The organism is Symbiopectobacterium purcellii (genome assembly GCF_019797845.1).
In the GTDB taxonomy this organism is placed as follows: Bacteria; Pseudomonadota; Gammaproteobacteria; order Enterobacterales; family Enterobacteriaceae; genus Symbiopectobacterium; species Symbiopectobacterium purcellii.
The window spans coordinates 25,600-51,876 of sequence record NZ_CP081864.1 but is presented as its reverse complement, the minus strand read 5'-3'; the positions used below and the strand labels follow the sequence as shown (position 1 = coordinate 51,876).

The window sequence follows — 26,277 nt, the reverse complement described above, 5'->3', positions numbered from 1 at the left end:
CTGTATGAATATTGATCTGTCAGGAAAAACGGCGTTGGTCACCGCGTCCAGCGGTGGCATTGGGTATGCCATTGCGGCAGGGCTGGTGGAAAGCCATGCCGAGGTGATCGTGAATGGCCGCAGCAGTTCGTCGGTTGATGCGGCGCTGTCCCGTTTGCAACAGCAGTACCCGCAGGCCCGTCTTCGCGGTGCGGTGGCCGATCTGGGCAGTGCCGAAGGGGTAACAGCACTGCTGGATCAGGTGCCGTTCGTGGATATTCTGGTGAATAACGCCGGTATTTACGGTCCGCGTGATTTCTATGATACCGACGATGCGGTGTGGGAAGACTACTGGCAAACCAACGTGATGTCGGGCGTTCGTCTGTCACGCGCTTTCCTGCCGGGTATGGTGGCAAAACAGTGGGGGCGGGTGGTGTTTATCTCCTCCGAATCCGCACGTAACATTCCTGCTGACATGATCCACTACGGCGTATCGAAAACGGCACAGTTGGCGCTAGCGCGCGGGTTGGCAAAACGGGTTGCCGGCTCTGGCGTAACGGTAAACAGTGTGCTGCCAGGTCCTACGATTTCTGACGGCTTTGCCACCATGATGCAAGATGAAGTGGCGCGCACGGGCAAATCCCTTGAGGTGCTGGCGCGGGAATTCGTGATGGCGCATCGCCCCAGTTCGGTTATCCAGCGTGCTGCCAGCGTGGAAGAGGTCGCCAACATGGTGGTCTATATCTGCTCGCAGCAGGCGTCTGCCACCTCGGGTGCGGCGCTACGCGTTGATGGCGGAGTGGTCGACGATATTCTTTAACGAACAGAACGCGTTCTTCAGGTAAAAAAAACGCGGACTGCTTTTGCCCGCGTTTTTCATCTCAAACGAACCCACTACGAACTGGCTTCATCCCTGTCGACAACAAAGCAGGCAATCAGTTGATCGCCATAGGCTTTCAACGTCGGCTGGAACTGGACGCAGGTATCAAAACGATGCTGGCAGCGCGCGTTAAACGCACAGCCCGGTGGCGGATTGAGCGGACTGGGCAGTTCCCCGATCAGCTTGATACGCTCACGGCGCAGCGCCGGATTCAGACGCGGCGTCGCTGATAGCAGCGCTTGGGTGTAAGGGTGGCGCGGGTTGTTGAAAATCGCCTCCTTGCTGCCTTTCTCCACGCAGCGACCCAGGTACATCACCATCACTTCATCGGCAATATGCTCAACCACCGAGAGGTCATGGGAAATGAACACGTAGGACAAACCCAGCTCTTGTTGCAGGTCCATCATCAAGTTCAGCACCTGTGCACGCACTGACACGTCCAGCGCCGACACCGGCTCATCGGCAATCACCACATCAGGGTCCAGCATCAGACCACGCGCAATGGCAATACGCTGACGCTGACCGCCGGAGAACATATGCGGGTAGCGGTCGTAATGCTCGGTTTTCAGGCCGACTTTCGCCATCATCGACAGCGCTTTTTCACGACGCTCCGCCTTCGACAGATCGGTGTTGATCACCAGCGGTTCTTCCAGGATCTGCCCTACTTTCTTACGCGGGTTGAGCGATCCGTACGGGTTCTGGAATACGATCTGGATCTTCTGGCGACGCAATTTCTGCGCGGCGGGATCCGGTTTCAGCAAATCCTGCCCCTGATAGTAAAGCTCACCTTCAGACGGGGTTTCGATCATGGTCAACAAGCGACCAAGGGTCGATTTACCGCAACCCGATTCTCCCACCACCGCCAGCGTTTTACCGCGTTCCAGCGTAAAGGAGACGCCGTCCAACGCTTTCACCGCCCGCTCGGGGGCAAATAACCCTTTTTTGACCGGATAGTGTTTTTTTAAATCAATCGCCTGCAACAGGTAATGCTGCCCGGCGGCATTCATGCTCTGGCTCATGCGACGGGCCTCCCCTCATCATCGAGCGGTGTATGACATTTCACCTGACGGCCCGGAATATCACGCAACTCGGGCTCTGCTTCGCGGCACCGCGCACTGGCGTAGGGGCAGCGAGGATTAAGCAAACAACCCAACGGTCGGTCATATTTCCCCGGCACCACGCCGGGCAGCGAGGCCAGACGCGCTTTATCAACCGCAAACTCTGGCAACGCACGCAGCAACGCCTGAGTATACGGGTGGCGCGGCGCATGGAAGATATCCGCCGCTTTACCGGATTCCACCACCTGACCGGCATACATCACGATGATGTGATGCGCCGCTTCCGCCACCAGTGCCAGATCGTGGGTTATCAGGATCAGCGCCATGTTTTCACGCTGCTGCAATTCCAGCAGCAGTTCGATGATCTGCGCCTGGATGGTCACGTCCAGTGCGGTGGTCGGTTCATCGGCGATCAGCAGTTTGGGCCGACAGGCGATCGCCATCGCGATCATCACGCGCTGACTCATCCCGCCTGACAGTTGGTGCGGATACACGTCTAAGCGCGAAGCCGGATCGGGAATCCCTACCTGCGTCAGCAAATCGATAGCACGCTGATAGCGCGTTTTACGATTGCCTCCCTGATGCACCTTGATGGCTTCCATAATCTGGTAGCCCACGGTGTAGCAGGGGTTAAGGCTGGTCATCGGGTCCTGAAAAATCATCGCCACTTCGGAGCCAACCAATTGACGCCGTTCTTTTTCCGAAATGCTTTTCAGATCGCGCTGGTTGAACTCCAGCCTGTCTGCCATCACCTTGCCGGGGAAATCAATCAACCCCATGATAGCCAGCGAACTGACCGATTTACCGGAGCCGGATTCGCCGACAATGCCGACCACCTGCCCCTGTTCTACTTTGTAACTGATGCGGTCAACGGCGCGGAACGGGTTATTCCCTTCGCCAAAATGCACCGACAGTTTTTCTACATTGAGTAATGCCATCTCTTCCCCCGGATCACTGCTTGAGTTTGGGGTCGAGAGCGTCACGCAAGCCGTCCCCCATCAAGTTAAACGCCAACACCGCGAGCAGGATCGAAAGGCCTGGGAAGGTTACGACCCACCAGGCACTTTGCGCAAACTGCAACACGTCGGCCAACATGGTGCCCCACTCAGGCGTTGGCGGCTGAGCCCCCATGCCGAGGAAACCCAATGCAGCCATGTCGAGGATGGCGTTGGAGAAGCCCAATGACGCCTGCACGATGAGCGGTGCCAGACAGTTGGGGAAGATATTGATGAACATTTGGCGCATTGCGCCAGCCCCCGCCACGCGGGAAGCGGTAACGTAATCGCGGTTGACCTCGACCAGCACCGCCGCGCGCGTCAGACGCACATAGTGCGGCAGCGCCACGAAGGTCAGCGCCAGCGACGCATTGACGATGGACGGCCCGAACACCGCCACCAGCACCAACGCCAGCAGCAGGCTGGGCAGCGCCAGCATGATATCCACCACGCGCATGATGACGGTATCGACCATGCCGCCAAAGTAGCCCGCCATCAGCCCGAGTACCACGCCCATAATCAGCGACAGCACCACCACCAGACAGCCGACCAGCAGCGACAGGCGTGCACCGTACATCAGGCGCGAAAGGATATCGCGGCCCACATCGTCGGTGCCCAGCAGAAACTGCCAGCTACCGCCTTCCTGCCACACGGGAGGACGCAGCAACGCATCGCGGAACTGCTCTGCTGGGGCATGCGGTGCCAGCACGTTGGCACCAATGGCGATAATAAACATCAGTGTGACGTACACCAGGCCCACGACGGCGCCTTTGTTACGTTTAAAGTAATGCCAGAATTCCTGTAACGGGGTCATCGGCACGGGCGCATTATCAACAGCCGGTTCAGTGAATTGAGTCATCTTCGCCTCTCCCCTTATTTCTTGTGTCGAATGCGCGGATTCACCACGCCGTACAACAGATCGACCAGCAGGTTGACCAGAATAATCATGGTCGCCACCAGCAGCACGCCCCCCTGCACCACCGGATAGTCGCGGCGTTGCAGCGCATCAATCAGCCAGCGCCCCAGTCCCGGCCAGGAGAAGATAGTCTCGGTCAGAATCGCTCCTGCCAACATCGTTCCTACCTGAAGGCCGATCACGGTGACCACCGGTAACATCGCATTACGCAGCGCATGCACTACGATGACACGCAGGCGACTCAGTCCTTTGGCACGTGCGGTGCGAATATAATCCTCGCCCAGCACTTCCAGCATGGCAGAGCGTGTCATGCGCACGATCACCGCCAGCGGGATGGTGCCCAATACCACGGCGGGCAAAATCATGTGCATCACGGCATCGATAAAATCACCCGGCTCACCGAAGAACAGGGTATCAATCAGCATAAAGCCGGTCAGTGGCAGACTGTCGTCGAGAAACACCGTATCGCTGATACGGCCCGAAACCGGCGTCAGGTTGAGATTGACCGATACCAGCATGATCAACATCATGCCCCACCAGAAAATCGGCATGGAGTAACCGGTCAGCGCCAGACTGACAGACGTGTGATCGAAAATAGAACCGCGTTTAACCGCCGCCAGTACGCCAACCGGAATACCGGCAGCCACGGCAAACAGCATCGCGCAGACACCCAGTTCCAGGGTGGCCTTAAAGCGCGGCACAAACTCATCCCACACCGGGATGCGGCTCTTAAGGGAAATACCCAGATCGCCGTGCAGCACACCGTTGATGTAGGTGACATATTGCTGCCATAGCGGCTTATTAAGCCCCAGCTCAGCCAGCAGCTGCGCATGGCGCTCAGGAGAAAGGCCGCGTTCGCCGGCCATAATCATCACCGGGTCGCCGGGGATCATGTGCACAAAGGCAAACGTCAGTAGGGTAATACCAATAAACGTTGGGATAACCAACCCCAAACGCCGGAGTATGAACTGAAACATATCCCGAACTCTCTGTATATAAGTGCCTGACGGCTCATAGGCTGACAGGCTTATCAATGCTCACAGCTAGATTTTTACGGGCACCAAAGCCCCGCCCCAAACGCACCAACGGTACGTTCAGGGCAGGGCCAGGGTGCCCATGAAATGGCAGGCTGAATTAATCCAGGGTCACGTTATTGAAGCTGTGTACGCCACGCGGCTCGATCACATAACCTTTCACGTTCTTACGGATAGGCTCATAGACCGTGGAGTGAGCAACAATCAGCGCAGGAGCCTGATCGTGCATCACAACCTGTGACTGTTTGTACAGATCAATACGTTTCTGGTGATCGGACGTTTCGCGCGCAGGCTGAATCAAGTCTTCAAACGGCTTGTAGCACCACTTGGAGTAGTTAGAGCCTTTTTCTGCCGCGTCACAGCTGAACAGGGTCGCGAAGAAGTTATCCGGATCCCCATTATCGCCCGTCCATCCCATCAGCACCGTCTGATGTTCACCCGCTTTGGCGCGTTTCAGATACTCGCCCCACTCGTAGGTGACAATCTTGGCTTTCACGCCCACTTTGGCCCAGTCAGACTGGATCATTTCCGCCATACGGCGTGCGTTCGGGTTGTACGGACGTTGTACCGGCATCGCCCACAGATCCACAGTGAAGCCATCAGCCATACCGGCTTCTTTCAACAACGCTTTGGCTTTTTCCGGATCGTAGGAGTAATCCTTCACGTCGTCGTTAAAGCCCCACATGGTCGGTGGGATCAGGTTCTTGGCCGCCTGGCCAGCGCCCTGATACACCGCGTCAATGATGGCACCTTTATTGACCGCGTAGGTCAGTGCCTGACGCACTTTCACGTTATCCAACGGTTTTTTCTGCACGTTGAAAGAGAGGTAACCCACGTTCAAGCCGGGTTTTTCCAGCAGCGTGATGTTTTTGTCTTCTTTCATGCGGGACAGATCGGCCGGGTTAGGGTACGGCATGATCTGGCACTCATCTTTTTGCAGCTTGGCATAACGCACGGACGCATCCGGCGTGATGGAGAACACCAGGCGATCGATGCCCGGTTTCTTACCCCAGAAGCCCTCAAATGCTTTATAGAGAATACGGGAGTCTTTCTGGTACTGCTGCAGTTGGAACGGACCGGTACCGATCGGGTTCAGGTCGATCTTCTCCGGGGTGCCTGCTTTCAGCATGTTGGCACCGTACTCTGCGGACATAATCGACGCAAAGTCCATCGCCAGGTCAGCCAGGAACGGCGCTTCCGGGCGAGTCAGCTCGAAACGAACGGTATAGTCGTCCACTTTTTCGATTTTGCTGATAAGCTCCGGCATGCCCATGCCTTGATAGTATTCGTAGCTGCCGCCAGAGACTTTATGATACGGATGGTTCGGATCTTGCTGACGCAGGAAGGAGAACAGCACATCATCCGCATTGAATTCACGTGTTGGCTTGAACTCTTTACCGTCCTGCCATTTCACGCCTTTACGCAGATGGAAAGTATAGGTTTTGCCATCTTCGCTGATGTCCCATTTTTCTGCCAGGCCCGGCTCAATTTCGGTAGTACCGCTTTTGAATTCAACCAGACGGTTATAAATAGGAATCGAGCTGGCATCAAAGGTGGTGCCGGACGTAAACAGTTGCGGGTTAAAACCTTCAGGAGAACCTTCGGAGCAATAGACCAGGGTTTTTGCCTGGAGGCCGGCTGCCACAGACATGGCCAGCAAGCCGAGTCCGATTTTGAGCACCCTTGATTTTGCCAAGGATTTTTCCATTACGTGTACTCCATTGTGGATGTTGTGTGTTGATGAAAGTCAGACCAGGATATTTTTACTCGCCGCCGACAAGAGGCCGTTCTCATCAGCATCGACGCAGCGCGTCATGTGGTGGCTGTGGTCTGTACTTTTTTGCCCGAAGGCTATATCCGTCATCATTCAAGCTACAGGTGCGTTGGCTACGCTCGTTCACCCGAATCACTTACTTGAGTAAGCTCATCGGGATTCACTCTCTTGCCGCCTTTCTGCAACTCGAATGATTTTGGATATTAAATTCACTTAATAAGGAGGGCGACGAGGCAGTATATGAGAGTGGCCTGCGGATAGGTTTGCGAACCCGGCATCAGCCTGACAATCCGTTGTCCCCCCTTCCAACCCCGTCAATGTGGCAAAAGATCACCCTAACGTCAATATAATGGGTGTGGATTTACAAAATCGCCACTTATTCACCAATAGCATACAATCTGTAAAACATCAAAAAACATCAAAAAACATCAAAAAATACAATCATCTTGCCAGATAATAATCTTTAAATTTTTGTTAATACAGAAATTATCACCACAAAAAAAACATGAAAAATCTTATGTCAAATGATGAATCAATGAGCAACAACGCTTGTTAAAAACGTTAATGTCAGGTAAAAATTCCGAAAGAACATAAGAATTAGTGATAACAATCACAGACATCATTAGCCTGACGCTAACTAGGGGCTGTTGACAATTAACACAGCCAGACGAATGCAGCAGCGAGCGCAACGAATGATGCGAAGCGTTTTGAGAGTTTGTCGAAGCGTGTAGCTACGCGTCGAAATTGCTTGATACGGCAAAAGAAACGTTCGATCAAATTGCGTGAAGCGTAAAGATGTTTGTCCAGTGGGCGTTGCTCACGGCGATTCTCTTTGCTGGGGATGACAGCCTGAATGCCTACCGACTCCAGATATTGTAGAATCACATTCGTATCGTAGGCTTTGTCTGCAGCCAAGCTTGAAGGTTTCAATTCACCAAGTAAAGGCAATGCTTCTCTGGTGTCGCTCTTTTGACCACCAGTCAAACTAAAACGGGCAAGCATGCCCAGCCCATCAACCAGAGCGTGAATCTTGGTTGTCAATCCCCCGCGAGAACGACCAATCGACTGGTCACCGTTTTTTTGGGAGCGCCCGCTGCATGCTGATGAACCCGTACGATAGTGCTGTCGATGAAGATTTCCTCGAAATCGGCATCGCCCGCAAGTTCAGCAAAAACGGAATGCCATATTTCTGCCCGTGACCATCTGGCAAAGCGTTTGTACACACTGTTCCAGAGTCCGAAATCGGGTGGTAAATCTCTCCATGGGCTTCCAGTTCGGGCGATCCATAAAACCGCTTCGACAAAAAGCCGATTATCTGCTGCTGTTCGTCCCGGCTCCGAATCCTTTCCCGGCAAAAACGGGCTAATCCGTTCGTATTGGTCATCACTGAGCATCAATCTTGGCATTCTGCTTTTCCAAAAAAGACAGAATGTAAACAGATTCTTTTACAAAAAAACAGGTTCTTGGCGATGATTGTCAACAGGCCCTAGTTACGCTACATGAAAAAACTTCTCACAATGAATCCCAGGTAACCGTCAGCCGAGAAGCGTCAAATAATGACAAAATAACCACACAAAGCGTATTTTTTTAATTTTAAATCTCATTCTTTAATTATATTACCGATAGAATAATTTAATAATTAATTTTGTTTCTCATGAAAAACGCCCTTGAGAATAAAAAATAAATTTAATTACATTAATTTGAGATAACTTATTTAAAAAAGAGTTGTCGCAAGCCTCACAATTACTTCATTTGCTCATGGATGTTTTATTATATTTAACATTTAATCATGACAGGTTACTCAGAGATAATATATCTACTGACTCAACTATTCATCTTAAGCACCACCTTACTCTTTGATAGTAAAACACTTAGCTTTCTAACAATAAAAACAACCCGTAAATATATAACCCGTTTACGCGGAGTAAACATAATGAAAAGAACTGAAACCGATGTCCTCTACGAGAGCACGCTCGCTGCCGACTCAACGTCGCAACTATCGTTTTTCACCCAACTGTTAAAAATTAAAATTGGTGCAGTACCCGTTGCATTATTTATTGCTATCGCGGCTGTAGTTTTTGCTGCTGCGTACGAAGGCTATCTGCCGAAAAATATGATCGGTGGCTTTGCCGTTATTATGACGCTGGTTTTTTTGCTGGCGCATATTGGCCATACTATTCCGGTATTTAAAGATGTCGGCGGCCCGGCAATCCTGTGTTTGATGGTGCCCTCTATTCTGGTCTACTTTCACCTGTTTAACGACAACACCATGAAGACCGTGCACCTGCTGATGAAGGAAGCAAACTTTCTCTACTTCGTCATCGCATGCCTGGTGGTCGGCAGTATTTTAGGCATGAACCGCAAGATCCTGATTCAAGGGATGGTGCGTATGTTTGTGCCGCTGGTCATCGGTACCGCCACCGCGGTGGTAACGGGCCTGCTGGTCGGTAAACTGTGCGGCTACAGCCTGTATCACACCTTCTTCTTTATCATCGTACCCATTATTGGCGGCGGTATTGGTGAAGGCATTTTACCGTTGTCATTGGCTTATTCCGCACTGTTGGGTCAGGCACCGGATGTCTATGTGGCGCAACTGGCCCCCGCGGCGGTGGTGGGCAATATCTTCGCCATTTTCTGCGCGGGCATCCTATCTCGTCTCGGTATGCGCCGTAAGGATCTAAACGGCGAAGGGCGTCTGGTACGCAGTGACGAAGAGCAGAACCTGTTCACGGTAAACGACACACCAAAACCGGTGGATTTCCATCTGATGGGTGGTGGCCTGCTGATGATTTGCGCCTTCTTTATCGTCGGTGGCCTGTTTGAGCAGCTGGTACACATTCCAGGCCCGGTACTGATGATCCTGATTGCCGTGTTCTGCAAATACAGCCGCGTTATTCCCGCTAGCATGGAAACCGGCGCACACAGCGTCTATAAATTCGTCTCCAGTTCACTGGTCTGGCCGTTGATGATTGGCTTGGGAATGCTCTATATTCCGCTGGAAAGCGTGGTTGCCGTGTTCTCCGTTGGCTACGTTGGCTACGTTGGCTACGTTGGCTACGTTGGCTACGTTGGCTACGTTATCGTATGCGGCTCAGTCGTACTTTCTATGGCGCTGGTCAGCTTTTTGATTGCACCGCGTCTGAACATGTATCCGATTGAAGCCTCCATCGTCACCACCTGCCACAGCGGCCTGGGTGGCACCGGAGACGTCGCCATTCTTTCGGCGTCCAACCGCATGTCGCTGATGCCGTTTGCACAAATCGCAACGCGCATCGGTGGTGCCTCTACCGTGATCGGTGCGACGCTGCTGATGGGCTGGTTGTTGTAAGGAAATCCCGCGTGCGGCGGCCTCGATAGAGATGAAGCCCAGGGATGGGTCGAATAACGAGCGCAACCCACGCACCTGCAACGTGAAGTATGACGGGCACAGACTGCTGACAAAAACTGTCACTGCGCCTGATTAGCATGGCGGTCTACTACTCAGGAGATCGCCATGCTATCCGCCGATATTTCAATTCTCTATGTCAGTAACGTAATAAAAAGTGCCGATGTCTACACCGGGCTATTTGGCATCAAACCCGTAGAAAAAAGCCCTACCTTTGCGCTATTTGTGTTTGAAAATGGCTTTAAGCTCGGTCTATGGTCATGCTACACCGTAGAACCTGGCGTCAACCAGATTGCCAACATACCTTCGGGTGAGATTGTGTTTACGGTGCAGAATAAACCAGAGGTTGATGCGCTTTATCAAACCTGGGGGACACAGCATCAAGTCGCCGTTATCCAAAAACCAGCCAAGCTCGACTTTGGTTATTCGTTTGCCGTTCTCGATCCTGATGGACACCGCCTCAGAGTCTGTTTTCTTGAAGAGGAGGCATAATCGTTGAACCCAAGGTAATATAAAACAGAGCCGCGACACGGTGGGGATAGTTCAGCGTGTCGTGGTCTTCCTTATTTCACATGAACGTACTGGTCACTCGCAATACTGGCGTAGCGCATCTTGTTTCTCCAGTAGCAGATGATAGAGAGAACCTCGCTGACCACTAGCACCGCAAAGAATATTCATGGTTGAAAAAAATCACCTCACATTATCCCAAAGACGCTTTCACACATAAGAAAGCGATTAATTCGCACACACAAAAACTAAATAGCAAAGCGTTTCATTTCATCTGTCTAAAATATTATATTTACACCTATTTAACTGTCATCATAAGGTGTTTTTCAAAAAAAAAATCCCTGGTGCTGAATACCAAAAATCAGGTGTCATTCAACTAGCAAACCTAGTTATAATAAACGATGATGCTATGATAACACCCTCTTACATAATATATCATCAACGCTAACATTATAATGTAGAAAACAGGTAATATAATGCAATCAAAAAATGATCTTGCTGAAGAAGAAATAGATAACCATCTGAAAAAAATTAGTAAAAACTTAAACTACTTGATGTCATTAAAAAATACAGATACGCAATCAATCAGCGATCGAACCAGCGTTGGCGTTGCGACCATTAACAATCTCAAGAAGGGGCATGGCAACCCAACAATTATGACACTGTCGTCAATAGCCGATTTCTTTCAAGTAAGCATAGGGGATTTAACCGACAACAATCTTTCAGAAGAATCTAGCGCTCATGGAAAAGTAAAATCCTTACCTTTGATAAGATATGATGAAATAGATGGCTATCTCGCCAAGACCTTCTTTGCGACAAAAACTTACTCAACAGAAGTTGATAACCTACAAGATGATTCCTTATTTTGCATAGAAATATCAAACAACGCGCTATCACCAGAGTTTGAAAGAGGAACCATCTGCATTGTCTCAGCTAATGAAAATGTTTGTGATGGCGATATCGCATTAGTAAAAATCAAAGAATATCCCATATGCTTTCGCCGCGTTTTTTTGGGTGTTAATGGGTTTCAGTTCAGCAATATTTCTCTAGAGTCAGAGATTAACATTACTGAATGTACCGAATATGTCATCATCGGCGTATTGCTTAACAAAATAAACAGGTTGAAATAAATGGAATCTTATTTATTATTTATAATAAAAAAAATAAAACATGTTTTCTCTCCGGCCTTCATTTATACACTTGATAGAACAGTTGACTATACAACTGAAATAAACTGGGTTTTTAAAGAGTATGGCACTCATACTTTTGTAAAAAAGAGTTGGGCGCAACTCAAAGACGGTGATTTCCTACGACAGGTAAACCCAAGAGATATAGCGCTTATCGCTGAGATTGAAGCAATTAGAAAAATAAATAGCGATAAATTTTATATTAGCAAAGAAGGTAGAATGGATATATGGACTTTAACCAGCAAAGGAAAAAAAATCACTATTACTGGTCAAGAATTTATCAAAGATCGTGAAATTGTAAACTGTACAGACGTCATGGATGCGTCAAGAATAGCCTATCATACCGGATTTAAAAAAGGCAGAGAGATCGCTGAATATCTTTCCACGCCAAGTTTATCAAAAAAAGAAGGAGGTAAACCCACGTTAACGATCATTAAATAAAATGTGTTTCTATAAATAGATTTTCATCAAAAGAGATAATGCTGAAACCAGAATTAGTCACAATACTCACAGTGGATGCCCCATTTTCCCACTGAGAGCACAGCGCAGGAGAAACAGATATCAGAATGTTATCTACCTTACGCTGAAACAAGGTATGAGCATGACCCGTACCAATAAATTTTACTGGGCTATCATGACAAATACTTAGCAAGTCATCGGCATTCACCAGTTTACAGACATCAACTAATGGCGTACCAACAGGAAGCAGATGGTGGTGTAAGAAAATTGCAATATTCTCACATGCCGTGCCTGCTAAATCCTCCCGCAGCTTATACAATGTCTCTTCTCTTATTACCCCATAGTCTTCGCCCGGTACAACACTGCTTAAACCAAATAAGGCCCATGATGCAGTAGATAGCTGCTCAACAGTTACTGCATGCTTGGCGGCTTTCATTGCAGCCTCTAAACGTGCTATATCATCGTGGTTGCCGGGCAAAACAGCATAAGGAAGACTCAGCCTGTCCATATTTTTAAAAAACAGTTCATAGCTTAATGAGCCGCCATCATGAGAAATATCACCGGTAACAATGATACGATCAACATTAAATATTTTTCTATTTTCATTAAAATAGCTGATAGCATTTATAAAATTTTTATAATGAATTTTTGCCTGCACGCTATTTTTATCTGAAAAAAGGTGTGTATCAGTGATATGTAAAACTCGCATTTAATTTTCCTTATCTTTTTTAGCACCATAAACATTAAATGGGTTATACGATGTTTTAAAATCGAAATGATTTATTTTTTCTACTCTCTTCACCAACCCTACCAAATATATTGCCAAAGGCAATAACAAAATAGATATAACAACTTTATAACTCCATGTGGTAGATATTATATTCACCAACTCATCAAAAGAATACTTGCCCGAGAGACTAATAGGATAAGATGTCAGCAATAATGCAGCTTGAGTGCACATTGAACCGAGAACATAACGGACAAAAAACCATTGACCGGAGAATATCACCTTCATTTTAGAGATAATGAAGCCGTTTATAAAATAAGAAATCGGGACTGAAAGCCACGACCCGATCATTACGCGCCAAAAATCATAATAAAGCCCGTAATAGTGTTTTGAGATATCATTGTTATTAATTTGAATTAATGCATTTATATTTAATAAAATAACATATAAAGACTGACAAAAAACCATGATCCATATAGAGCGGACAGCCAGTCTGTATCCATAAACCTCAGTCAGCAGCGTTGAAAACAAAAAGCAAAATGAAAAAACAATACCGCTCGCTGTTATTTTAAAATCAGCTATTTCATAAACTTTATATACAAGCGTATCGCAAGTTACCATTATGGTCACATTTAAACCAACAAATAGACCATACAGTTTGAGGTCAGAGCGCATCCATACTCCTCTACTATTATATTTTCTTACGCTATCTCTGGCTAACGGACAGTCGCTGCAGAAGCCTGATTCTGAAAACGAATCAACTTTAGCAACTGCCGAGTAAACTTAGCATCATCAGTGATTATTTATTTATAGAAAATACTTCTTTATTGAGCCTTGATTGAAATATAAAAAGAGGACAATGCTGTGTGGAGATGCCAATACCAAACCGATGATAATGCGCGGATAAAATAGAAAGAACAGGATGGTTACAACATCGCGCTATCGTCTACACGATAGCGCGAGGAGATAAGCAGCATACTACTCGCAATACTGGCGCAGTGCGTCTTGTTTCTCGGGCAGCAGGCGGTAAAGGTAGACAGGGCGGCCGGTCGATCCGTAGAGGATATTGGTGGCAAGAATATTAGTATCAGCAATATATATCAGATACTTACGGCAAGATACGCGAGAGATTCCAATCGCGTTCGCCAGCATTTCCGTGGAAAACTCAGCCCCCTGGTTGCCTTCAATCCATTCGCAGACGGTGCGTAGCGTCAGGCTGGTCAGCCCTTTCGGCAGTTTTTTACGCTCGCCGGCCACGCCGCCGCTGGTGCGACGAATCAGGCTATCAATATCCGACTGGGCAACAAATTCTCGATGTTTCAGCAGATTCGCTTCTTCGCGGTAGGCGGTCAGCGCCTGCTCAAAGCGAGAGAACTGGAACGGTTTGATCAGGTAATCGACTACGCCGTAATGCAGTGCTTTCTTGATGGTATACACATCACTGGCGGAGGAGATGATAATCACGTCCGTTTGTTCGCTGAACTCACGAATGGTCGGCAGCAGATCCAACCCGTTATCCTGCTGCATATAGATATCGAGCAGCACCAGATCGATCTCGGAATCGGGTTGCATCAGTAAATTTCGCGCCTGCTGTAAGGTTGGCACCGTTGCGTAACAGTTGAAACCGGGCACCTGGCTCAGATAGGAACGGTTAAGTTCTGCAACCATGGCATCGTCATCAACAATCAGTACATTTATCATGGTTAAACAGCCTTGGCTTGATAAGGGATATTCACGAAAAACTGTGTATACACCTCAGGTTCCGACTCAAAATCGATACTGCCGCCCACTTTTTCCAGGCTCTGCTTGGTCAGGTAAAGACCGATTCCACGCCCGGATCCCTTGGTGGAGAATCCTTGTTCATAAATACGGTGCTGATTTTCCAGCGTAATACCGGGGCCATCATCGCCCACGATGCAGTGCAAGCGCCCATCCTGATGATGGAAGCTCACGCTGATTTCTCCGTTTTCCATGTTACTCATTGCATCCATGGCATTCTCAATCAGGTTGCCCAAAACGGTGATCAACTCATTGGTGGCATCCATATCGTCGGTTTCGGGCAACAGGCTCTCTTCGGTTATTGACAGCTGTATGCCGAGATCGCGCGCCCGGTTGATTTTACCCAGTAAGAACCCGGCAATCACTGGCGATTTCACCTTGCGAATAATCGAGCCAATTTCTGCCTGATAGTTGTTCGCCGTTTTTAAAATATAGTCTTCCAACTGCGAATAGTATTTCAAATGCAGCATGCCCAAAATCACATGCAGCTTGTTCATAAACTCGTGGGACTGTGCTCGTAACGCATCGGCGTAATAGGACATCCCCGTCAAGCGCTGCAACAACTGGCCAATTTCAGTCTTGTCGCGGAACGTGGCGATAGCACCAATCACGTTACCTTTCACCGTCACTGGCACGGTATTGGTTAGCAACAAGTTGCCGTTGATATTGATCTCTTCATCACGCTGAGCGATACCACTTTCCAGCACTTGCCTGAGGCGAAGGTGCTCCATCCACTGCTCGCTGATGGTTTCTGCCGAGGCATTGGCCGCCATATTGCCTTGTCGGAACAGCCTGCGCGCTTCATCGTTAATCACCGTAATACGGCCGTTTTCATCCACGGCAATCACCCCTTCCTTGATCTGTTTCAGCATAGCGTTGCGCTGCTCAAACAGATTGGAAATCTCATAGGGTTCAAACCCCAGCATGATGCGCTTGTGGATTTTCACCAGCACCAGTGTGCCGAGTCCGCCAACCAACGCTCCGGCCAGCAGCGCCCAGGGGATCATCCAACGGTTTTCACTGATCACTTTCTGCACGCTGGTCAGCGCAATGCCTAACGCCACAACGCCGACCTGCTTGCCATCATTATTAAAAACCGGGGTAAACACCCGCAACGCCGGGTCTAGCGTGCCGCGGTTGATCGACGTATTTTCCAGCCCAAACAGTGCAGGGTAAATGTCGCGCCCGGCAAAATGTTCACCGATGCGTTCCCGTTCCGGGTGGGTATGACGCACCGTGTCCATGTCGGTCACGGTGACAAACAGCAGTTGATTGCGGTGCGTGATGGTCTCAGCAGCGCGCTGCACCGCTTCGGCGTTACCTAATCCTTGCAACTCATCAATCACCACCGGGGAAGCGGCAAAGGTGCGCGCGATGGCAAACGCCTTGTCGCGCAAGCTGTCTTCGGAGAGTTGGTTAATGCGGAAAAACAGCAGAGCATAGACCACCAGCAACACTGCGCCTAGCACGACAGAGACCATCAGAAAAACGGAGGTTCCCAGCTTCATCGGTGCTTTTGTCCTGCTCATGTCTTGCTCCGGAATCACCTTGGATATCCTTATCTTAACCTGTTTTGCCGTATTTATCGTCCTGCGTTATTGCCCCGCGTTACGGGGCAACGAAAATCGCAGTCTGACGGGGATTACCAGAATCCCAATACCTTCCACCACATGCCGCCAATACCCAGCCAGATAGGAATCACGACCAGGCTGATCAAGAAGCCAATTTTCCACCAGGTTGACAGCGGCATATAACCACACCCAAACAGGATCGGTGCCGGACCGCTTGAGTAGTGCGTGGTGGACATGAACAGGTTACTGAAGATACCAAACGCCAGCACGGTCAACATCGGCGGTGCGCCTGCCGCTAAGGCAATGGAAACAAAGATGGCATACATGGCGCTGATATGGGCAATCGCGCTCGCCATCAGGTAGTGGCTGTAGTAGTAAACCAGCAGCAAGATGCCAAGCATCGGTAACCAGTGGAACCCGCTGACAGCGTTGCCGGCCAGTTGCCCTAACCAGGCAATCAACCCCATCTTGTTCAGTTGCCCTGCCAGCGTCATCAGCACGGCGAACCATACCACGGTGTGCCAGGCTTCTTTCTCGCCGACCACGTCATCCCAACTCAGCGCACGGCTCAATAGCAGCACGCTAAGCCCCGCCAACGCAGTCAAGGTTGCATCGATATTCAGCGTGGAACCCAACACCCAGAAGGTAACCAGACCCAGGAATACACCTAACACCACCCACTCATCGCGCGTCATACGCCCCATTTCACGCAAACGCTCCACGGCAATGGCACGCATTTCCGTAGTTTGTTTCAATTCAGGCGGATAGAAGCGATAGATGAGATAAGGGATCAGTGCCAGAGACAGGATACCCGGCACCAGCGTTGCCAGCGCCCAATCGGTCCAACTGATGTGAATACCGAGCTGCGCCGCCAGTTTTGCCACCATCGGGTTACCGGCCATGGAGGTCATGAACATGGCGGAGGTAATGGCATTACACTGGAAAATGGACTGCACCAGAAACGCACCGATACGGCGCTGGGTGCCTTTCTCTGGCGTAGAATCATAGGCCTCAGCGATAGAACGGAACAGCGGCGTGATGATCCCACCGCAGCGCGCCGAAGTGGAAGGCATCGCCGGGGCAAACAGCAGGTCAGTGAACACCAGGCCGTAGGCCAGACCAAGCGAGCTGTTACCCAGTTTACTGATGAACAAGCAAACCGATACGACGACCAAAGCCAGTTTTGATAAAGCCGCGCGAGATAAAGAAGGCGCAGGCAATCATCCAGATGGTCGGGTCGCTAAACCCGGCCAACACGTCTTTAATCGAGAGCAAGCCAAGGATCGCCACGGACGTCAAACTGAACATCGCCATGGCACCGAGGGGATACGGGGAGAGGATAAGACCAATAACGGTGGCAATGAAGATAGCCATTAGGTGCCAGGCATCAGGCTTGACGCCCTCTGGCACGGGTAATAACCATAACGCGACAGCAATACCGATAATGATGAGGAGCTTAACTAACCTGCTACTGTTTGCAGACATAAAAACACCACGCTAGAAGATTAAAACGGAATTCGTTTTTTCCACCCAATGCAGTGCGGAGGAGCAGTGTTTCGTTATTCTTCCTTCATCACCCCGATTACCAATATCTTATTCTCTTGATTGTCATTCTAATTCGGTAATAAGGATATTTTGTAAAGCGGATACATCAGCAGCAGAAAAAAAGGCGAGAAAACAATTGGTCAGGGTATTTTTCTCGCCCCATCAAATCGTATGATTAACGTAGAATATAATAGAGTAAACGGCAGTTTAATGATCGTTATTTTACTTACTAAACCGATTTAATAGTTTAAATATATTATTCATTTAGCATGATGTGTTCTGAAAAAAAGCGTGATCAATCACGGGGTAATAAATGGAAATTAAGTTATTAGAAAAAGTGATGCACTAAATAAGATAATATACCCTAAATAATTCGAGTTGCAGGACAACACGTTAACGTTTTGAACAGCGCTTGCGCTGGCCCTTTAGGGCCAGCGAATGAATCCCGATGCGCTTACTCAGGTCAGTGATTCGGGTGACAAATCTGTATGGAACAGATTTGAACGCCGCTTGCGGCGGCCTCGTTAGAGGTGAGGCCCAAGGATGGGCCGAATAATGAGCGCAGCCAACGCACCTGTAGCTTGAAGTAGGACGGGTATATCGCGATAAATAATACCGCATTATTCTCTTGCCCACATCATTATCACTTACAGGCTCCAAAATAATACCGCCAGCAGTTGAGGGGACATGATGCGCAAAAACATCGCCAGAGGATAAACCGTTGCATACGAGAGCGCGGCAGCCCCACTGGTGGCGTGCAATCCATTGGCAAAAGCGAGTGCAGGCGGATCTGTCATTGAGCCTGCCAACATTCCACACAACGTCAGGTAATTCATTTTCCCGAGCATTCGAGCCAACACACCGACGATTAGCAGTGGAATGATGGTAATGCAGGCACCGTAGGCTACCCACCAGATGCCCTCACCGTATAACAGGGTATCAAAAAAATCAATCGCCGCCCGATTTTAGCCCTACCACGGAAAGAAACAGCACGATACCCAATTCGCGCAACGCCAGATTCGCACTGGGCGGCATAAACCAGTAGAGCTTCCCAATGCCACCGATTCGCCCGAGGATCAGCGCCACCACCAAAGGCCCTCCGGCTAATCCAAGTCGCAGAGCGACGGGGAAACCAGGAATAAACAGGGGCACCGAGCCTACCAGCACGCCAAGACCAATGCCGATGAACACCGGCAGCATTTGCACTTGCTGTAGCTTCTGCTGGGCGTTACCCACAATATCCGCCACCGCATCGATGGCTGCCTTGCGTCCCACCAGGTTAAGAATATCGCCAAACTGCAAAGTGGCATTATTACTGGCAACCAATTCAACACCGGCACGGTTGAGCCGCGAGATCACCACGTCATAATTCTGTTTCAGGTTCAACTCACGGATTTTTCGCCCAAGCACTTTGTCATGGGTCACGACCACACGCTCAACGTGCAGATCCGTACCACGCGTGGAGAGCGACGTATCCACCTCATCGCCCATCACCAGACGTGCCTGATCCAAATCATGCCGGGCTCCGACCAGATGCAGATAATCGCCCAATTGAATCAAGGTGGCAGGCGCAGGCACCATCAGCGTATCACCGCGTTTCAGGCGGGAACAGACAATCGCATCGCTATTGAGCATCGGCACATCTTGAATGGCCAATCCCTGTAAGTTCGGGTTGTTCACCTTGATGTTCATGGTTTGCAACTGCTCATGGTGATGACCATTGCTGTTATCAAATTGCCTGGCTTCCGCCTCAACCATGATGCGAAACCCTACGCGCAGCAGCCACATCACCAGCAAGATGCCGCAGATGCCTAGCGGATAAGCCATTGCATACCCGGTTCCCATCAGGGTGACCTGTGCCGGATTAGAGCCTAAGTCGGTCAGGATCTGCTGCCCAGCGCCGAGAGACGGCGTATTGGTCACCGCACCGGAGAAAATCCCCAAAATAATCGGCAACGGCACGGCAAACAGTTTGTGGATGATGATGGTGACGATACAGCCCAACAGCACGGTCAGTAACGCGAAGCCGTTTAGCCGCAGGCCAGAAACGCGTAAAGAAGAGAAGAAGCCGGGCCCCACCTGAATGCCGATGGTGTAGACAAACAGGATAAGCCCAAACTCCTGAATGAAGTGCAGCATGTCGTTGTTGAGGGTGAACTGGAAATATTGGGCAAAATGGCCGACCACAATGCCGCCAAACAGCACGCCGCCAATGCCCAAGCCAACGCCGTAGATGCGCCAATTGCCTATCCACAACCCCAATACTGCTACTAACGCCAGCATACTCACGGTCAGTGCGATATCACTCATAGCCGTATCCTTGTGCAGCCGTCTTTCGCTTGAAAATCAGTCTAGACCTACGCGACAAAAGCGCCACTGACAGGCAGTCTGGCAGAAGGGGAAGCGAGAATCCGTGCCTTCCAGCACAAATCCTTATGGGTGATAGGGAAATAAAAATCCCCGGCAAAACCGGGGATCGGTAACAAACGCTGCGCGTTATTTTACGGATTAAGCATCGCTGGCCGATTCAGGCGCGTGCGTCAACTCAGGGCGGTTGCCGCCAATGGCGATATGCTGCGGTTGCAGTTCTGCCGGTACTTCACGCACCAGATCAATATGCAGCAAACCGAGTTCAAATTTCGCCTCGGAAACAGACAGGTGCTCCGCCAGCGTAAAGCTCAGGGTGAACGGTTTAAACGCCAGTCCCTGATGCAGATATTCCACTTTTTTCTCCGGCAGCGTCGGCGTACCGCTTACCGTCAGACGTGGCCCTTCCACTTCGATCGCGAGTTCGCTTTGCTGAAACCCGGCCAGAGCCAGCGTGATGCGATAGTGGTTGTCGTCTTTTTTCTCAATGTTGTAGGGAGGAAACTCAACGGCCTCCTGACTGCCCTGCATTGAACTGGCCAATTTGTCAAAACCGATCCACTGACGCAGCAGCGGTGATAAATCATAGTTACGCATAATGTGACTCCTTCTTTGAAGCGAGAATGTGCCTTCAGAGGAGCAGACAGGCTCCACCGAATTCGCCCCCTAACGGCGGGCGGGCGTTAAAACTGGGTGCTAAACGTTAACGTCGACTTACTTGATATCAATACGGCGCGGCTTCATCGTTTCCGGCACCACGCGCGCCAGGTCGATATACAACAAGCCATGTTCCAGATTGGCACCGGTAATTTGAATGTGCTCAGCCAACTGGAATTTGCGCTCAAAATTGCGCTCAGCAATACCCTGATAGAGATAGTTACGTGTTACCGGCTCACCGCCGTGTGCGCCTTTCACAATCAGCAGATTGTCATGAGCGGTAATCTCCAACTCATGCTCGGCAAAACCCGCGACAGCGATGGCAATGCGGTAATGGTTGTCATCCACCAGTTCAACATTGTAGGGAGGATACCCACCGTTACCCTGACTTTGTCCGGCTTCCAGCAGATTAAACAGACGATCGAAACCGATGGCGGAACGATACAGGGGAGAAAAATCGAAATTGCGCATTACAGCCTCCTAAACATTCAGCGAGGATTGATATGAGCCTTCTTTGATAGACAGGCCCTACACCCCATCGGCTACCCTGTCGGCATAGCGTCATAATCTGGGGCTACAATAAAGATGGGGACCGGGCTCAAACTTTCAAGGCCGCGATCGAATCAATTTTTCCTTTTCCGAAAAATTTATCGGAAAATGAAGTACTACCACCACAGCACAAAACATGACATCTTACTTATAGCCTGTTATACCGTGGCAAGGCCTGGCGTGAGCCGACCATTTCTCAATGGACAGCGATATGAAAGTACTGAGACGTACTGCACTCTCTTTATTGATAGCAGGAAGCGGACTGGCAGTTACCGGCGGCTGTTCCAGTGTGATGACGCACACCGGTCCCCATCAGGGTTACTACTCTGGTACGCGTGCGGATATGGACGCCCTGCACGGTGAAGATGCCAGTTGGGCCATGACGCCACTGGTTATCCTTGATATGCCGTTTTCTGCCTTTATGGATACCTTGCTGCTGCCCTATGACTATTCGCGCTCCGGCAAAGAAAAGCCGGACGATTCGTTACGCGCACGCATCCACCACGATGAAGCACTCCCCATCATCCCCGCAAGTGCCGTGCAATCCAGCACTGCGCATCCCTAGCCTGTTTGCCATACGGTCTATCAAACAGACCGATTTTTGACAAACATATCTTTATTTATCAGCATAATAGCGCCGTTATTTCGGGGGCATATTGCCACCTGAGCGTCTATGGATATGAAGTTAATGAAGCTAGACAGTCTTTCCCGCTTGTTTCGCGTCAGTACAGGGGAATTTATACCCCACGTGCTTCAAAAATCTCACCGCCTGAGCCAACTTGATCAAATAGATAATGACGGTATTGAATTGACACGTTGCGAGCGTATGCCGATGCCCCCCGCGGGTACGGTGGCTTTTCGCCAAGCTACGCGTGTAAAAAGCATATGGCTTCATGCTCCTCAGAAAATGATTGTGATCGGGGAGGAAGAAAAAGCGCTGTGAGACGTTGAATGGTAGGCATTGACAGGCCGTGTGGCCTGCATTTCCAGTTTACGCAATTGGTTATCCCATAAAGTTTATACAATATAAAATATATATTTGTTAGGTTGAATTTCATTCGCTCATTTTTGTTTTTTTGATCTTCAACCAGGGGGTTTTATGTCATGGTTTACCCGTTTGTCTCGCTGGGGAGGCAACGCCCTGCTGCTTTCAGGATGGCTGGCTGCCAGCGCACACGCTGCCACCACGCCGCAGCGCGGCGGTACACTGACGCTGATACTGTCCAGTGAGCCATCCACATTGGTTTCACTCGCGACCGTCGCTCAGCCAGCGATTGCGGTCAGTGGCAAAGTCACAGAAGGGCTGCTGACCTACGATTACGACCTTAATCCACAGCCGCAGCTGGCAACGTCCTGGGATATCAGTCCCGATGGCAAAACCTATACGTTTCATTTGCGTCAGGGGGTGAAATGGCACGACGGCCAGCCTTTTACTTCCGCTGACGTGGCCTATTCCATTCAGTTGCTAAAACAAATCCACCCACGCGCCAGAAGCACCTTTGCTAACGTTAACGACATTAAAGCCCCCGATGCGCTGACTGCCGTCTTTGAGTTATCACATCCGGCCCCTTATTTGCTGCGCGCGTTTGCCGCCGGCGAAACACCGATTCTGCCAAAACACATTTATGACGTGCCGGGTAGCGATCCGCTGAAGAATGCCAATAACAATGCGCCAGTCGGCACCGGTCCGTATATTTTCAGCGAATGGGTACGCGGTAGCCACATTGTCTATAAACGCAATCCCAACTATTGGGATAACCCAAAACCCTACCTGGACCAGTTGATCGTCAAGTTCTCGCCGGATGCCGTGGTGCGCACACTGGCGCTGGAAACCGGTGATGCAGACATCGCTTACCGAACGCCGGTGGCGCTGAGTGAAATTGCCCGTTTGAAGAAAGAGGGTAAGCTGGGCTTTGACACCAAAGGGAACAATTACTCCTACAGCGTCGCATCGCTGCAATTCAATCTGGATGACAAGATTTTCAAAGACCTGCGTGTGCGCCAGGCGTTTTCTCACGCCATTGACAGGGATGCACTGGTGCGCATTGCCTACTTCGGTCTGGCGACGCCCACGGCATCTCCCGTTGCCCCCGGTTTGAAAACCTTCCACGATCCGTCGCCGACCCCGTACCCCTTCGATCTGGCGGCCGCTAACCGCCTGCTGGATGAAGCCGGATACCCGCGCGGCGCAGACGGCACTCGCTTTAGCATCACGCTGGACTACAACACCTACGACGATGCTTTCCGTCGTATCGCCGATTTCACACGGGCAGCATTGGCGAAAATTGGGGTTGCAGTAACGCTGCGTTCATCGGACATTTCATCGCACACCAAACGCGTGTACACCGATCGCGACTTTGCGCTGGCGTTAAACATGTTTGCCAACTTGTACGATCCAACCGCAGGCGTACAGCGCCTCTACTGGTCGAAGAACTACCGCGTCGGGTTACCGTTCTCCAACACCTCGCACTACGTTAACCCCGAAGTCGATCGCCTGCTGGAAGCCGCGCAGACGGAGAACGACAATGGCAAACGCATCGCGCAGTTCCGTCAGTTCCAGCACATCGTGATGCATGACGCGCCTGACATTAACCTGCTGTCGCCGCAGTTCATCACCATTTACAACCCGCGCGTTCACGACCATTCGCCAACGGCAGATGGTGTTGAAGGGAATCTGGCGGGGGTATGGGTAGAACCTAAACCCTGAGATGCTCCCCGCGGCATCCGCGGGGAGGCTAACCGGATCAGTCCGCGTGCAAGGAGGCACGCGCACCGTTCAGGTGACGAGCCAGCAGTTCCGCGCACAGATCACCGTCGCGCGTCTCGATGGCGCGCAGAATTTTACTGTGCTCTTCAGCCACGCGCTGCCAGTCACCACTGCGCGCATTCCACTGATTTCCTTTGAAACGCGTGCGATACAGACGGGCATTGAGATTATTGTGCAGCTCGATCAGTGTCGCATTGTGCGAAGCGTGCACCAATGCCTGATGAAAGGCTTGGTTGGCATGAAAATAGCGCAGTGACTCTCCTGCGTGAAACGCCGCCATCAGCGCCTGTTCCTGCTGCTGTAGCGCGTGCAGATCGTCCGGTGTCGCTTGCAATGCCGCCAGTCGACCCGCCAGTTTTTCCATTTCGGTATACACCACCAGCATGTCTTCGATTTCATTCGCCGCCAGAGACGCTACCACCACGCGCTTATTGGGGCGCAGATCCACCAACCCCTGGGCCGCCAGCATTTTCAGCGCTTCACGCAGCGGGGTTTGCGAGATTTGCAGGGTGCTGCAAATGCTTTGCACATTGATGGGATCGCCGGGCTGCAGGATGTCCTGCACGATCAGATCGCGCACATAGTCCGCCACGCGGTCGGTCAGTGGCCGCCGGTCAACCACCACGACGGGAAGGGGGGCCGGGCTGGCCCGGTTTGTTGCGTCAATCTGATCCATAGCGCCCTCATTGCTGATTTATCGGCCAGGATAACCACTCTGCCATATGCGTTAAATGGCAATGCATAGCTGATAAAGTTTATACAATATAAAATATATATTTGTTAATTTGACCGCAACTTAGCCAACCATGATTGGCTTGTCAACGGCAAATAAAACAGAAGGAATCCTCATGCATCTGCCCATTGATACGTCGGTTTCCTGGCTGAAAATGCCCTTGCCGAAACGCATCCCGCAGGTGGTATAACATGAGCACACATTACGATGCCGGTATCGCGCAACAGTTTGCCGAGCAATACACGCTGCCGCTAGAAACGCTGCGCCGTCGCCAAAGCATGAAGTGGCAGTATCACGCGCTGGAGATTCTCCCCGCCTGGGTGGCGGAGATGGATTTCGCCCCAGCGCCTGCCGTTGCTGACGTATTACGTCACTGGTATCTGGCTCAGGATACCTGCTACCCTTACCGGCAACGCGACCGGGCGGAGCATTTGCTGGCGCGCGCCTTCAGTCGCTATACTGCACGCGAGTTTGACTGGGAAACCGACCCAGCCAACGTATTGGCACTCAACGAATTGGTGCAGGCAGTCTATTTGCTGATTCTGGCATTCAGTGAGCCAGGTGACGGTATTGTGCTGCAAACCCCCAGCTATCCACCCTTTTATGATGTCATCCATGACACCGGCCGCCGCTTACAGGCCAGCCCCCTGGTGGACAACGGTCAGGGCTATGAAATCGATTTCGATCATCTTGCCAACCAGATTGACGCCAACACGCGCATCCTGCTGCTGTGTAACCCACACAACCCCACCGGTCGCGCACTGCGGCGTGATGAACTGGAAAAGCTGGCAGCACTGGCCGAAGCCCATGATTTGATCGTGATTGCCAATGAGATTCATGCCGATCTGGTGTATCCCGGGCAGGAACATATTCCGTTTGCTACGGTGGCACCGGGACTTGCGGCACGCACCATCACCCTGAACTCAGCCAGTAAGAGTTTCAATATCGCCGGGCTGCGCTGTGCACTGATGTACTTCGGTGACGGCGCGCTAAAACAGCGCTTTACCCAACGTCTGCCCGCCCGGATCTTAGGCTACCCCTCCGGTATCGGCATTGATGCTACCGTGGCCGCCTGGGATCGCGGCCACAGTTGGTTGGAAGGCGCACGCCATTATCTGCTGGAGCGGCGTGATCAAGTGATCACCACGGTGCGCACCGCCCTGCCGGAGGTGCGCGTCCACCCCCCCGAAGCAACCTACTTCGCCTGGCTGGATTTTAGCGATCTGCACTTACCTGGCGCCGCAGGCGCGTATTATCTAGAGCATGCCAAAGTGGCGCTCAGCGCGGGTGAAACCTTTAACCCCGGGGCAGAAGCTTTTGCACGCCTCAACTTCGCCACGTCAAAGGCGCTGCTGCAACAAATTCTGGACGCAGTGATTGCCGCCTCCCGGCGCGCTTAACGGAACCC

The 26,277-nt window shown here is 50.8% G+C and carries 21 protein-coding genes and 3 pseudogenes; 9 read left to right on the top strand and 15 right to left on the bottom strand.

Features of this window, described 5'->3' with window-relative positions; genetic code table 11:
* Nucleotides 1-4: 4 nt before the first annotated feature.
* A complete protein-coding gene (locus K6K13_RS00225) occupies nucleotides 5-799 on the top strand; it encodes an SDR family NAD(P)-dependent oxidoreductase (RefSeq protein ID WP_222159041.1) in 795 nt (264 codons plus the stop codon).
* 74 nt (nucleotides 800-873) lie between these two features.
* On the opposite strand, the gene dppF is transcribed toward K6K13_RS00225, so the two are convergent.
* The 6 genes and pseudogenes from dppF to K6K13_RS00195 all read right to left on the bottom strand — a co-directional run bounded on the left by dppF (nucleotide 874) and on the right by K6K13_RS00195 (nucleotide 8,030).
* Nucleotides 874-1,878, bottom strand: a complete 1,005-nt coding sequence (dppF, locus tag K6K13_RS00220) for a dipeptide ABC transporter ATP-binding subunit DppF (protein WP_222159040.1) — start codon at nucleotides 1,876-1,878, stop codon at nucleotides 874-876.
* Complete coding sequence (gene dppD / locus K6K13_RS00215) at nucleotides 1,875-2,855, bottom strand: dipeptide ABC transporter ATP-binding protein (RefSeq protein ID WP_222159039.1); 981 nt, start codon at nucleotides 2,853-2,855, stop codon at nucleotides 1,875-1,877. The genes dppF and dppD overlap by 4 nt, the downstream gene beginning before the upstream one ends.
* 13 nt (nucleotides 2,856-2,868) lie before the next feature.
* Complete coding sequence (dppC, locus tag K6K13_RS00210; RefSeq protein ID WP_222159038.1) at nucleotides 2,869-3,771, bottom strand: dipeptide ABC transporter permease DppC; 903 nt, start codon at nucleotides 3,769-3,771, stop codon at nucleotides 2,869-2,871.
* Between the two features lie 14 nt (nucleotides 3,772-3,785).
* A complete protein-coding gene (dppB, locus tag K6K13_RS00205) occupies nucleotides 3,786-4,805 on the bottom strand; it encodes a dipeptide ABC transporter permease DppB (RefSeq protein ID WP_222159037.1) in 1,020 nt (339 codons plus the stop codon).
* Between the two features lie 157 nt (nucleotides 4,806-4,962).
* Nucleotides 4,963-6,570 carry a dipeptide ABC transporter periplasmic-binding protein DppA gene (gene dppA, locus K6K13_RS00200; RefSeq protein WP_222159036.1) on the bottom strand — a complete coding sequence of 536 codons (1,608 nt, stop codon included), beginning with the start codon at nucleotides 6,568-6,570 and terminating at the stop codon, nucleotides 4,963-4,965.
* Between the two features lie 720 nt (nucleotides 6,571-7,290).
* Nucleotides 7,291-8,030, bottom strand: a pseudogene (locus K6K13_RS00195) (IS5 family transposase).
* A 539-nt stretch (nucleotides 8,031-8,569) separates the two neighbouring features.
* Between K6K13_RS00195 and K6K13_RS00190 the strand changes: the two are divergent.
* The 4 genes from K6K13_RS00190 to K6K13_RS00175 all read left to right on the top strand — a co-directional run bounded on the left by K6K13_RS00190 (nucleotide 8,570) and on the right by K6K13_RS00175 (nucleotide 12,156).
* A complete protein-coding gene (locus K6K13_RS00190; RefSeq protein WP_222159035.1) occupies nucleotides 8,570-9,964 on the top strand; it encodes a 2-hydroxycarboxylate transporter family protein in 1,395 nt (464 codons plus the stop codon).
* 165 nt (nucleotides 9,965-10,129) lie between these two features.
* Nucleotides 10,130-10,513 carry a VOC family protein gene (locus K6K13_RS00185; protein WP_222159034.1) on the top strand — a complete coding sequence of 128 codons (384 nt, stop codon included), beginning with the start codon at nucleotides 10,130-10,132 and terminating at the stop codon, nucleotides 10,511-10,513.
* A gap of 491 nt (nucleotides 10,514-11,004) precedes the next feature.
* Nucleotides 11,005-11,658, top strand: a complete 654-nt coding sequence (locus tag K6K13_RS00180) for an XRE family transcriptional regulator (protein WP_222159033.1) — start codon at nucleotides 11,005-11,007, stop codon at nucleotides 11,656-11,658.
* Nucleotides 11,659-12,156 (top strand): hypothetical protein, encoded by a 498-nt coding sequence (locus K6K13_RS00175; protein WP_222159032.1) that lies wholly within the window; start codon nucleotides 11,659-11,661, stop codon nucleotides 12,154-12,156.
* Here K6K13_RS00175 and K6K13_RS00170 read toward each other — a convergent pair.
* The 8 genes and pseudogenes from K6K13_RS00170 to ibpA all read right to left on the bottom strand — a co-directional run bounded on the left by K6K13_RS00170 (nucleotide 12,149) and on the right by ibpA (nucleotide 21,291).
* Nucleotides 12,149-12,883: a metallophosphoesterase family protein gene (locus K6K13_RS00170; RefSeq protein ID WP_222159031.1), complete on the bottom strand. Its 735-nt coding sequence runs from the start codon at nucleotides 12,881-12,883 to the stop codon at nucleotides 12,149-12,151. The genes K6K13_RS00175 and K6K13_RS00170 overlap by 8 nt on opposite strands.
* Nucleotides 12,884-13,576, bottom strand: coding sequence for a VUT family protein (locus tag K6K13_RS00165; RefSeq protein WP_222159030.1), 693 nt, complete (start codon nucleotides 13,574-13,576; stop codon nucleotides 12,884-12,886).
* A 303-nt stretch (nucleotides 13,577-13,879) separates the two neighbouring features.
* The gene (dcuR, locus tag K6K13_RS00160; RefSeq protein WP_222159029.1) at nucleotides 13,880-14,602 is read right to left on the bottom strand and encodes a two-component system response regulator DcuR; all 723 of its coding nucleotides are present in this window, start codon (nucleotides 14,600-14,602) and stop codon (nucleotides 13,880-13,882) included.
* A gap of 2 nt (nucleotides 14,603-14,604) precedes the next feature.
* Nucleotides 14,605-16,209 carry a sensor histidine kinase gene (locus K6K13_RS00155; RefSeq protein ID WP_222159028.1) on the bottom strand — a complete coding sequence of 535 codons (1,605 nt, stop codon included), beginning with the start codon at nucleotides 16,207-16,209 and terminating at the stop codon, nucleotides 14,605-14,607.
* A 113-nt stretch (nucleotides 16,210-16,322) separates the two neighbouring features.
* A pseudogene (locus K6K13_RS00150) lies at nucleotides 16,323-17,736 on the bottom strand (anion permease).
* A gap of 707 nt (nucleotides 17,737-18,443) precedes the next feature.
* Nucleotides 18,444-20,106: pseudogene (locus K6K13_RS00145) on the bottom strand (putative transporter).
* Nucleotides 20,107-20,304: 198 nt separating this feature from the next.
* A complete protein-coding gene (ibpB, locus tag K6K13_RS00140) occupies nucleotides 20,305-20,760 on the bottom strand; it encodes a small heat shock chaperone IbpB (protein WP_222159027.1) in 456 nt (151 codons plus the stop codon).
* 117 nt (nucleotides 20,761-20,877) lie between these two features.
* Nucleotides 20,878-21,291, bottom strand: coding sequence for a small heat shock chaperone IbpA (ibpA, locus tag K6K13_RS00135; protein ID WP_222159026.1), 414 nt, complete (start codon nucleotides 21,289-21,291; stop codon nucleotides 20,878-20,880).
* Between the two features lie 289 nt (nucleotides 21,292-21,580).
* On the opposite strand from ibpA, the gene K6K13_RS00130 reads away from it, so the two are divergent.
* From K6K13_RS00130 to K6K13_RS00120, 3 genes are all read left to right on the top strand, one after another.
* A complete protein-coding gene (locus K6K13_RS00130; protein ID WP_222159025.1) occupies nucleotides 21,581-21,934 on the top strand; it encodes a YceK/YidQ family lipoprotein in 354 nt (117 codons plus the stop codon).
* Nucleotides 21,935-22,042: 108 nt separating this feature from the next.
* Nucleotides 22,043-22,312 carry a hypothetical protein gene (locus K6K13_RS00125; protein ID WP_222159024.1) on the top strand — a complete coding sequence of 90 codons (270 nt, stop codon included), beginning with the start codon at nucleotides 22,043-22,045 and terminating at the stop codon, nucleotides 22,310-22,312.
* Between the two features lie 156 nt (nucleotides 22,313-22,468).
* Nucleotides 22,469-24,076: an ABC transporter substrate-binding protein gene (locus K6K13_RS00120; protein ID WP_222159023.1), complete on the top strand. Its 1,608-nt coding sequence runs from the start codon at nucleotides 22,469-22,471 to the stop codon at nucleotides 24,074-24,076.
* Between the two features lie 37 nt (nucleotides 24,077-24,113).
* Here K6K13_RS00120 and K6K13_RS00115 read toward each other — a convergent pair whose 3' ends face one another.
* Nucleotides 24,114-24,812, bottom strand: coding sequence for a GntR family transcriptional regulator (locus K6K13_RS00115; RefSeq protein WP_222159022.1), 699 nt, complete (start codon nucleotides 24,810-24,812; stop codon nucleotides 24,114-24,116).
* A gap of 248 nt (nucleotides 24,813-25,060) precedes the next feature.
* Between K6K13_RS00115 and K6K13_RS00110 the strand changes: the two genes are divergently transcribed.
* On the top strand, nucleotides 25,061-26,269 hold the full coding sequence (locus tag K6K13_RS00110; protein WP_222159021.1) for a MalY/PatB family protein: 1,209 nt from the start codon (nucleotides 25,061-25,063) through the stop codon (nucleotides 26,267-26,269).
* Nucleotides 26,270-26,277 lie beyond the last annotated feature (8 nt).

Excerpts from the sequence above, each read along its gene's own strand:
- K6K13_RS00225 (WP_222159041.1), top strand. The coding sequence starts at position 5 with ATGAATATTGATCTGTCAGGAAAAACGGCGTTGGTCACCGCGTCCAGC.
- dppF (WP_222159040.1), bottom strand. The coding sequence starts at position 1,878 with ATGAGCCAGAGCATGAATGCCGCCGGGCAGCATTACCTGTTGCAGGCG.
- dppD (WP_222159039.1), bottom strand. The coding sequence starts at position 2,855 with ATGGCATTACTCAATGTAGAAAAACTGTCGGTGCATTTTGGCGAAGGG.
- dppC (WP_222159038.1), bottom strand. The coding sequence starts at position 3,771 with ATGACTCAATTCACTGAACCGGCTGTTGATAATGCGCCCGTGCCGATG.
- dppB (WP_222159037.1), bottom strand. The coding sequence starts at position 4,805 with ATGTTTCAGTTCATACTCCGGCGTTTGGGGTTGGTTATCCCAACGTTT.
- dppA (WP_222159036.1), bottom strand. The coding sequence starts at position 6,570 with ATGGAAAAATCCTTGGCAAAATCAAGGGTGCTCAAAATCGGACTCGGC.
- K6K13_RS00190 (WP_222159035.1), top strand. The coding sequence starts at position 8,570 with ATGAAAAGAACTGAAACCGATGTCCTCTACGAGAGCACGCTCGCTGCC.
- K6K13_RS00185 (WP_222159034.1), top strand. The coding sequence starts at position 10,130 with ATGCTATCCGCCGATATTTCAATTCTCTATGTCAGTAACGTAATAAAA.
- K6K13_RS00180 (WP_222159033.1), top strand. The coding sequence starts at position 11,005 with ATGCAATCAAAAAATGATCTTGCTGAAGAAGAAATAGATAACCATCTG.
- K6K13_RS00175 (WP_222159032.1), top strand. The coding sequence starts at position 11,659 with ATGGAATCTTATTTATTATTTATAATAAAAAAAATAAAACATGTTTTC.
- K6K13_RS00170 (WP_222159031.1), bottom strand. The coding sequence starts at position 12,883 with ATGCGAGTTTTACATATCACTGATACACACCTTTTTTCAGATAAAAAT.
- K6K13_RS00165 (WP_222159030.1), bottom strand. The coding sequence starts at position 13,576 with ATGCGCTCTGACCTCAAACTGTATGGTCTATTTGTTGGTTTAAATGTG.
- dcuR (WP_222159029.1), bottom strand. The coding sequence starts at position 14,602 with ATGATAAATGTACTGATTGTTGATGACGATGCCATGGTTGCAGAACTT.
- K6K13_RS00155 (WP_222159028.1), bottom strand. The coding sequence starts at position 16,209 with ATGAGCAGGACAAAAGCACCGATGAAGCTGGGAACCTCCGTTTTTCTG.
- ibpB (WP_222159027.1), bottom strand. The coding sequence starts at position 20,760 with ATGCGTAACTATGATTTATCACCGCTGCTGCGTCAGTGGATCGGTTTT.
- ibpA (WP_222159026.1), bottom strand. The coding sequence starts at position 21,291 with ATGCGCAATTTCGATTTTTCTCCCCTGTATCGTTCCGCCATCGGTTTC.
- K6K13_RS00130 (WP_222159025.1), top strand. The coding sequence starts at position 21,581 with ATGAAAGTACTGAGACGTACTGCACTCTCTTTATTGATAGCAGGAAGC.
- K6K13_RS00125 (WP_222159024.1), top strand. The coding sequence starts at position 22,043 with ATGGATATGAAGTTAATGAAGCTAGACAGTCTTTCCCGCTTGTTTCGC.
- K6K13_RS00120 (WP_222159023.1), top strand. The coding sequence starts at position 22,469 with ATGTCATGGTTTACCCGTTTGTCTCGCTGGGGAGGCAACGCCCTGCTG.
- K6K13_RS00115 (WP_222159022.1), bottom strand. The coding sequence starts at position 24,812 with ATGGATCAGATTGACGCAACAAACCGGGCCAGCCCGGCCCCCCTTCCC.
- K6K13_RS00110 (WP_222159021.1), top strand. The coding sequence starts at position 25,061 with ATGAGCACACATTACGATGCCGGTATCGCGCAACAGTTTGCCGAGCAA.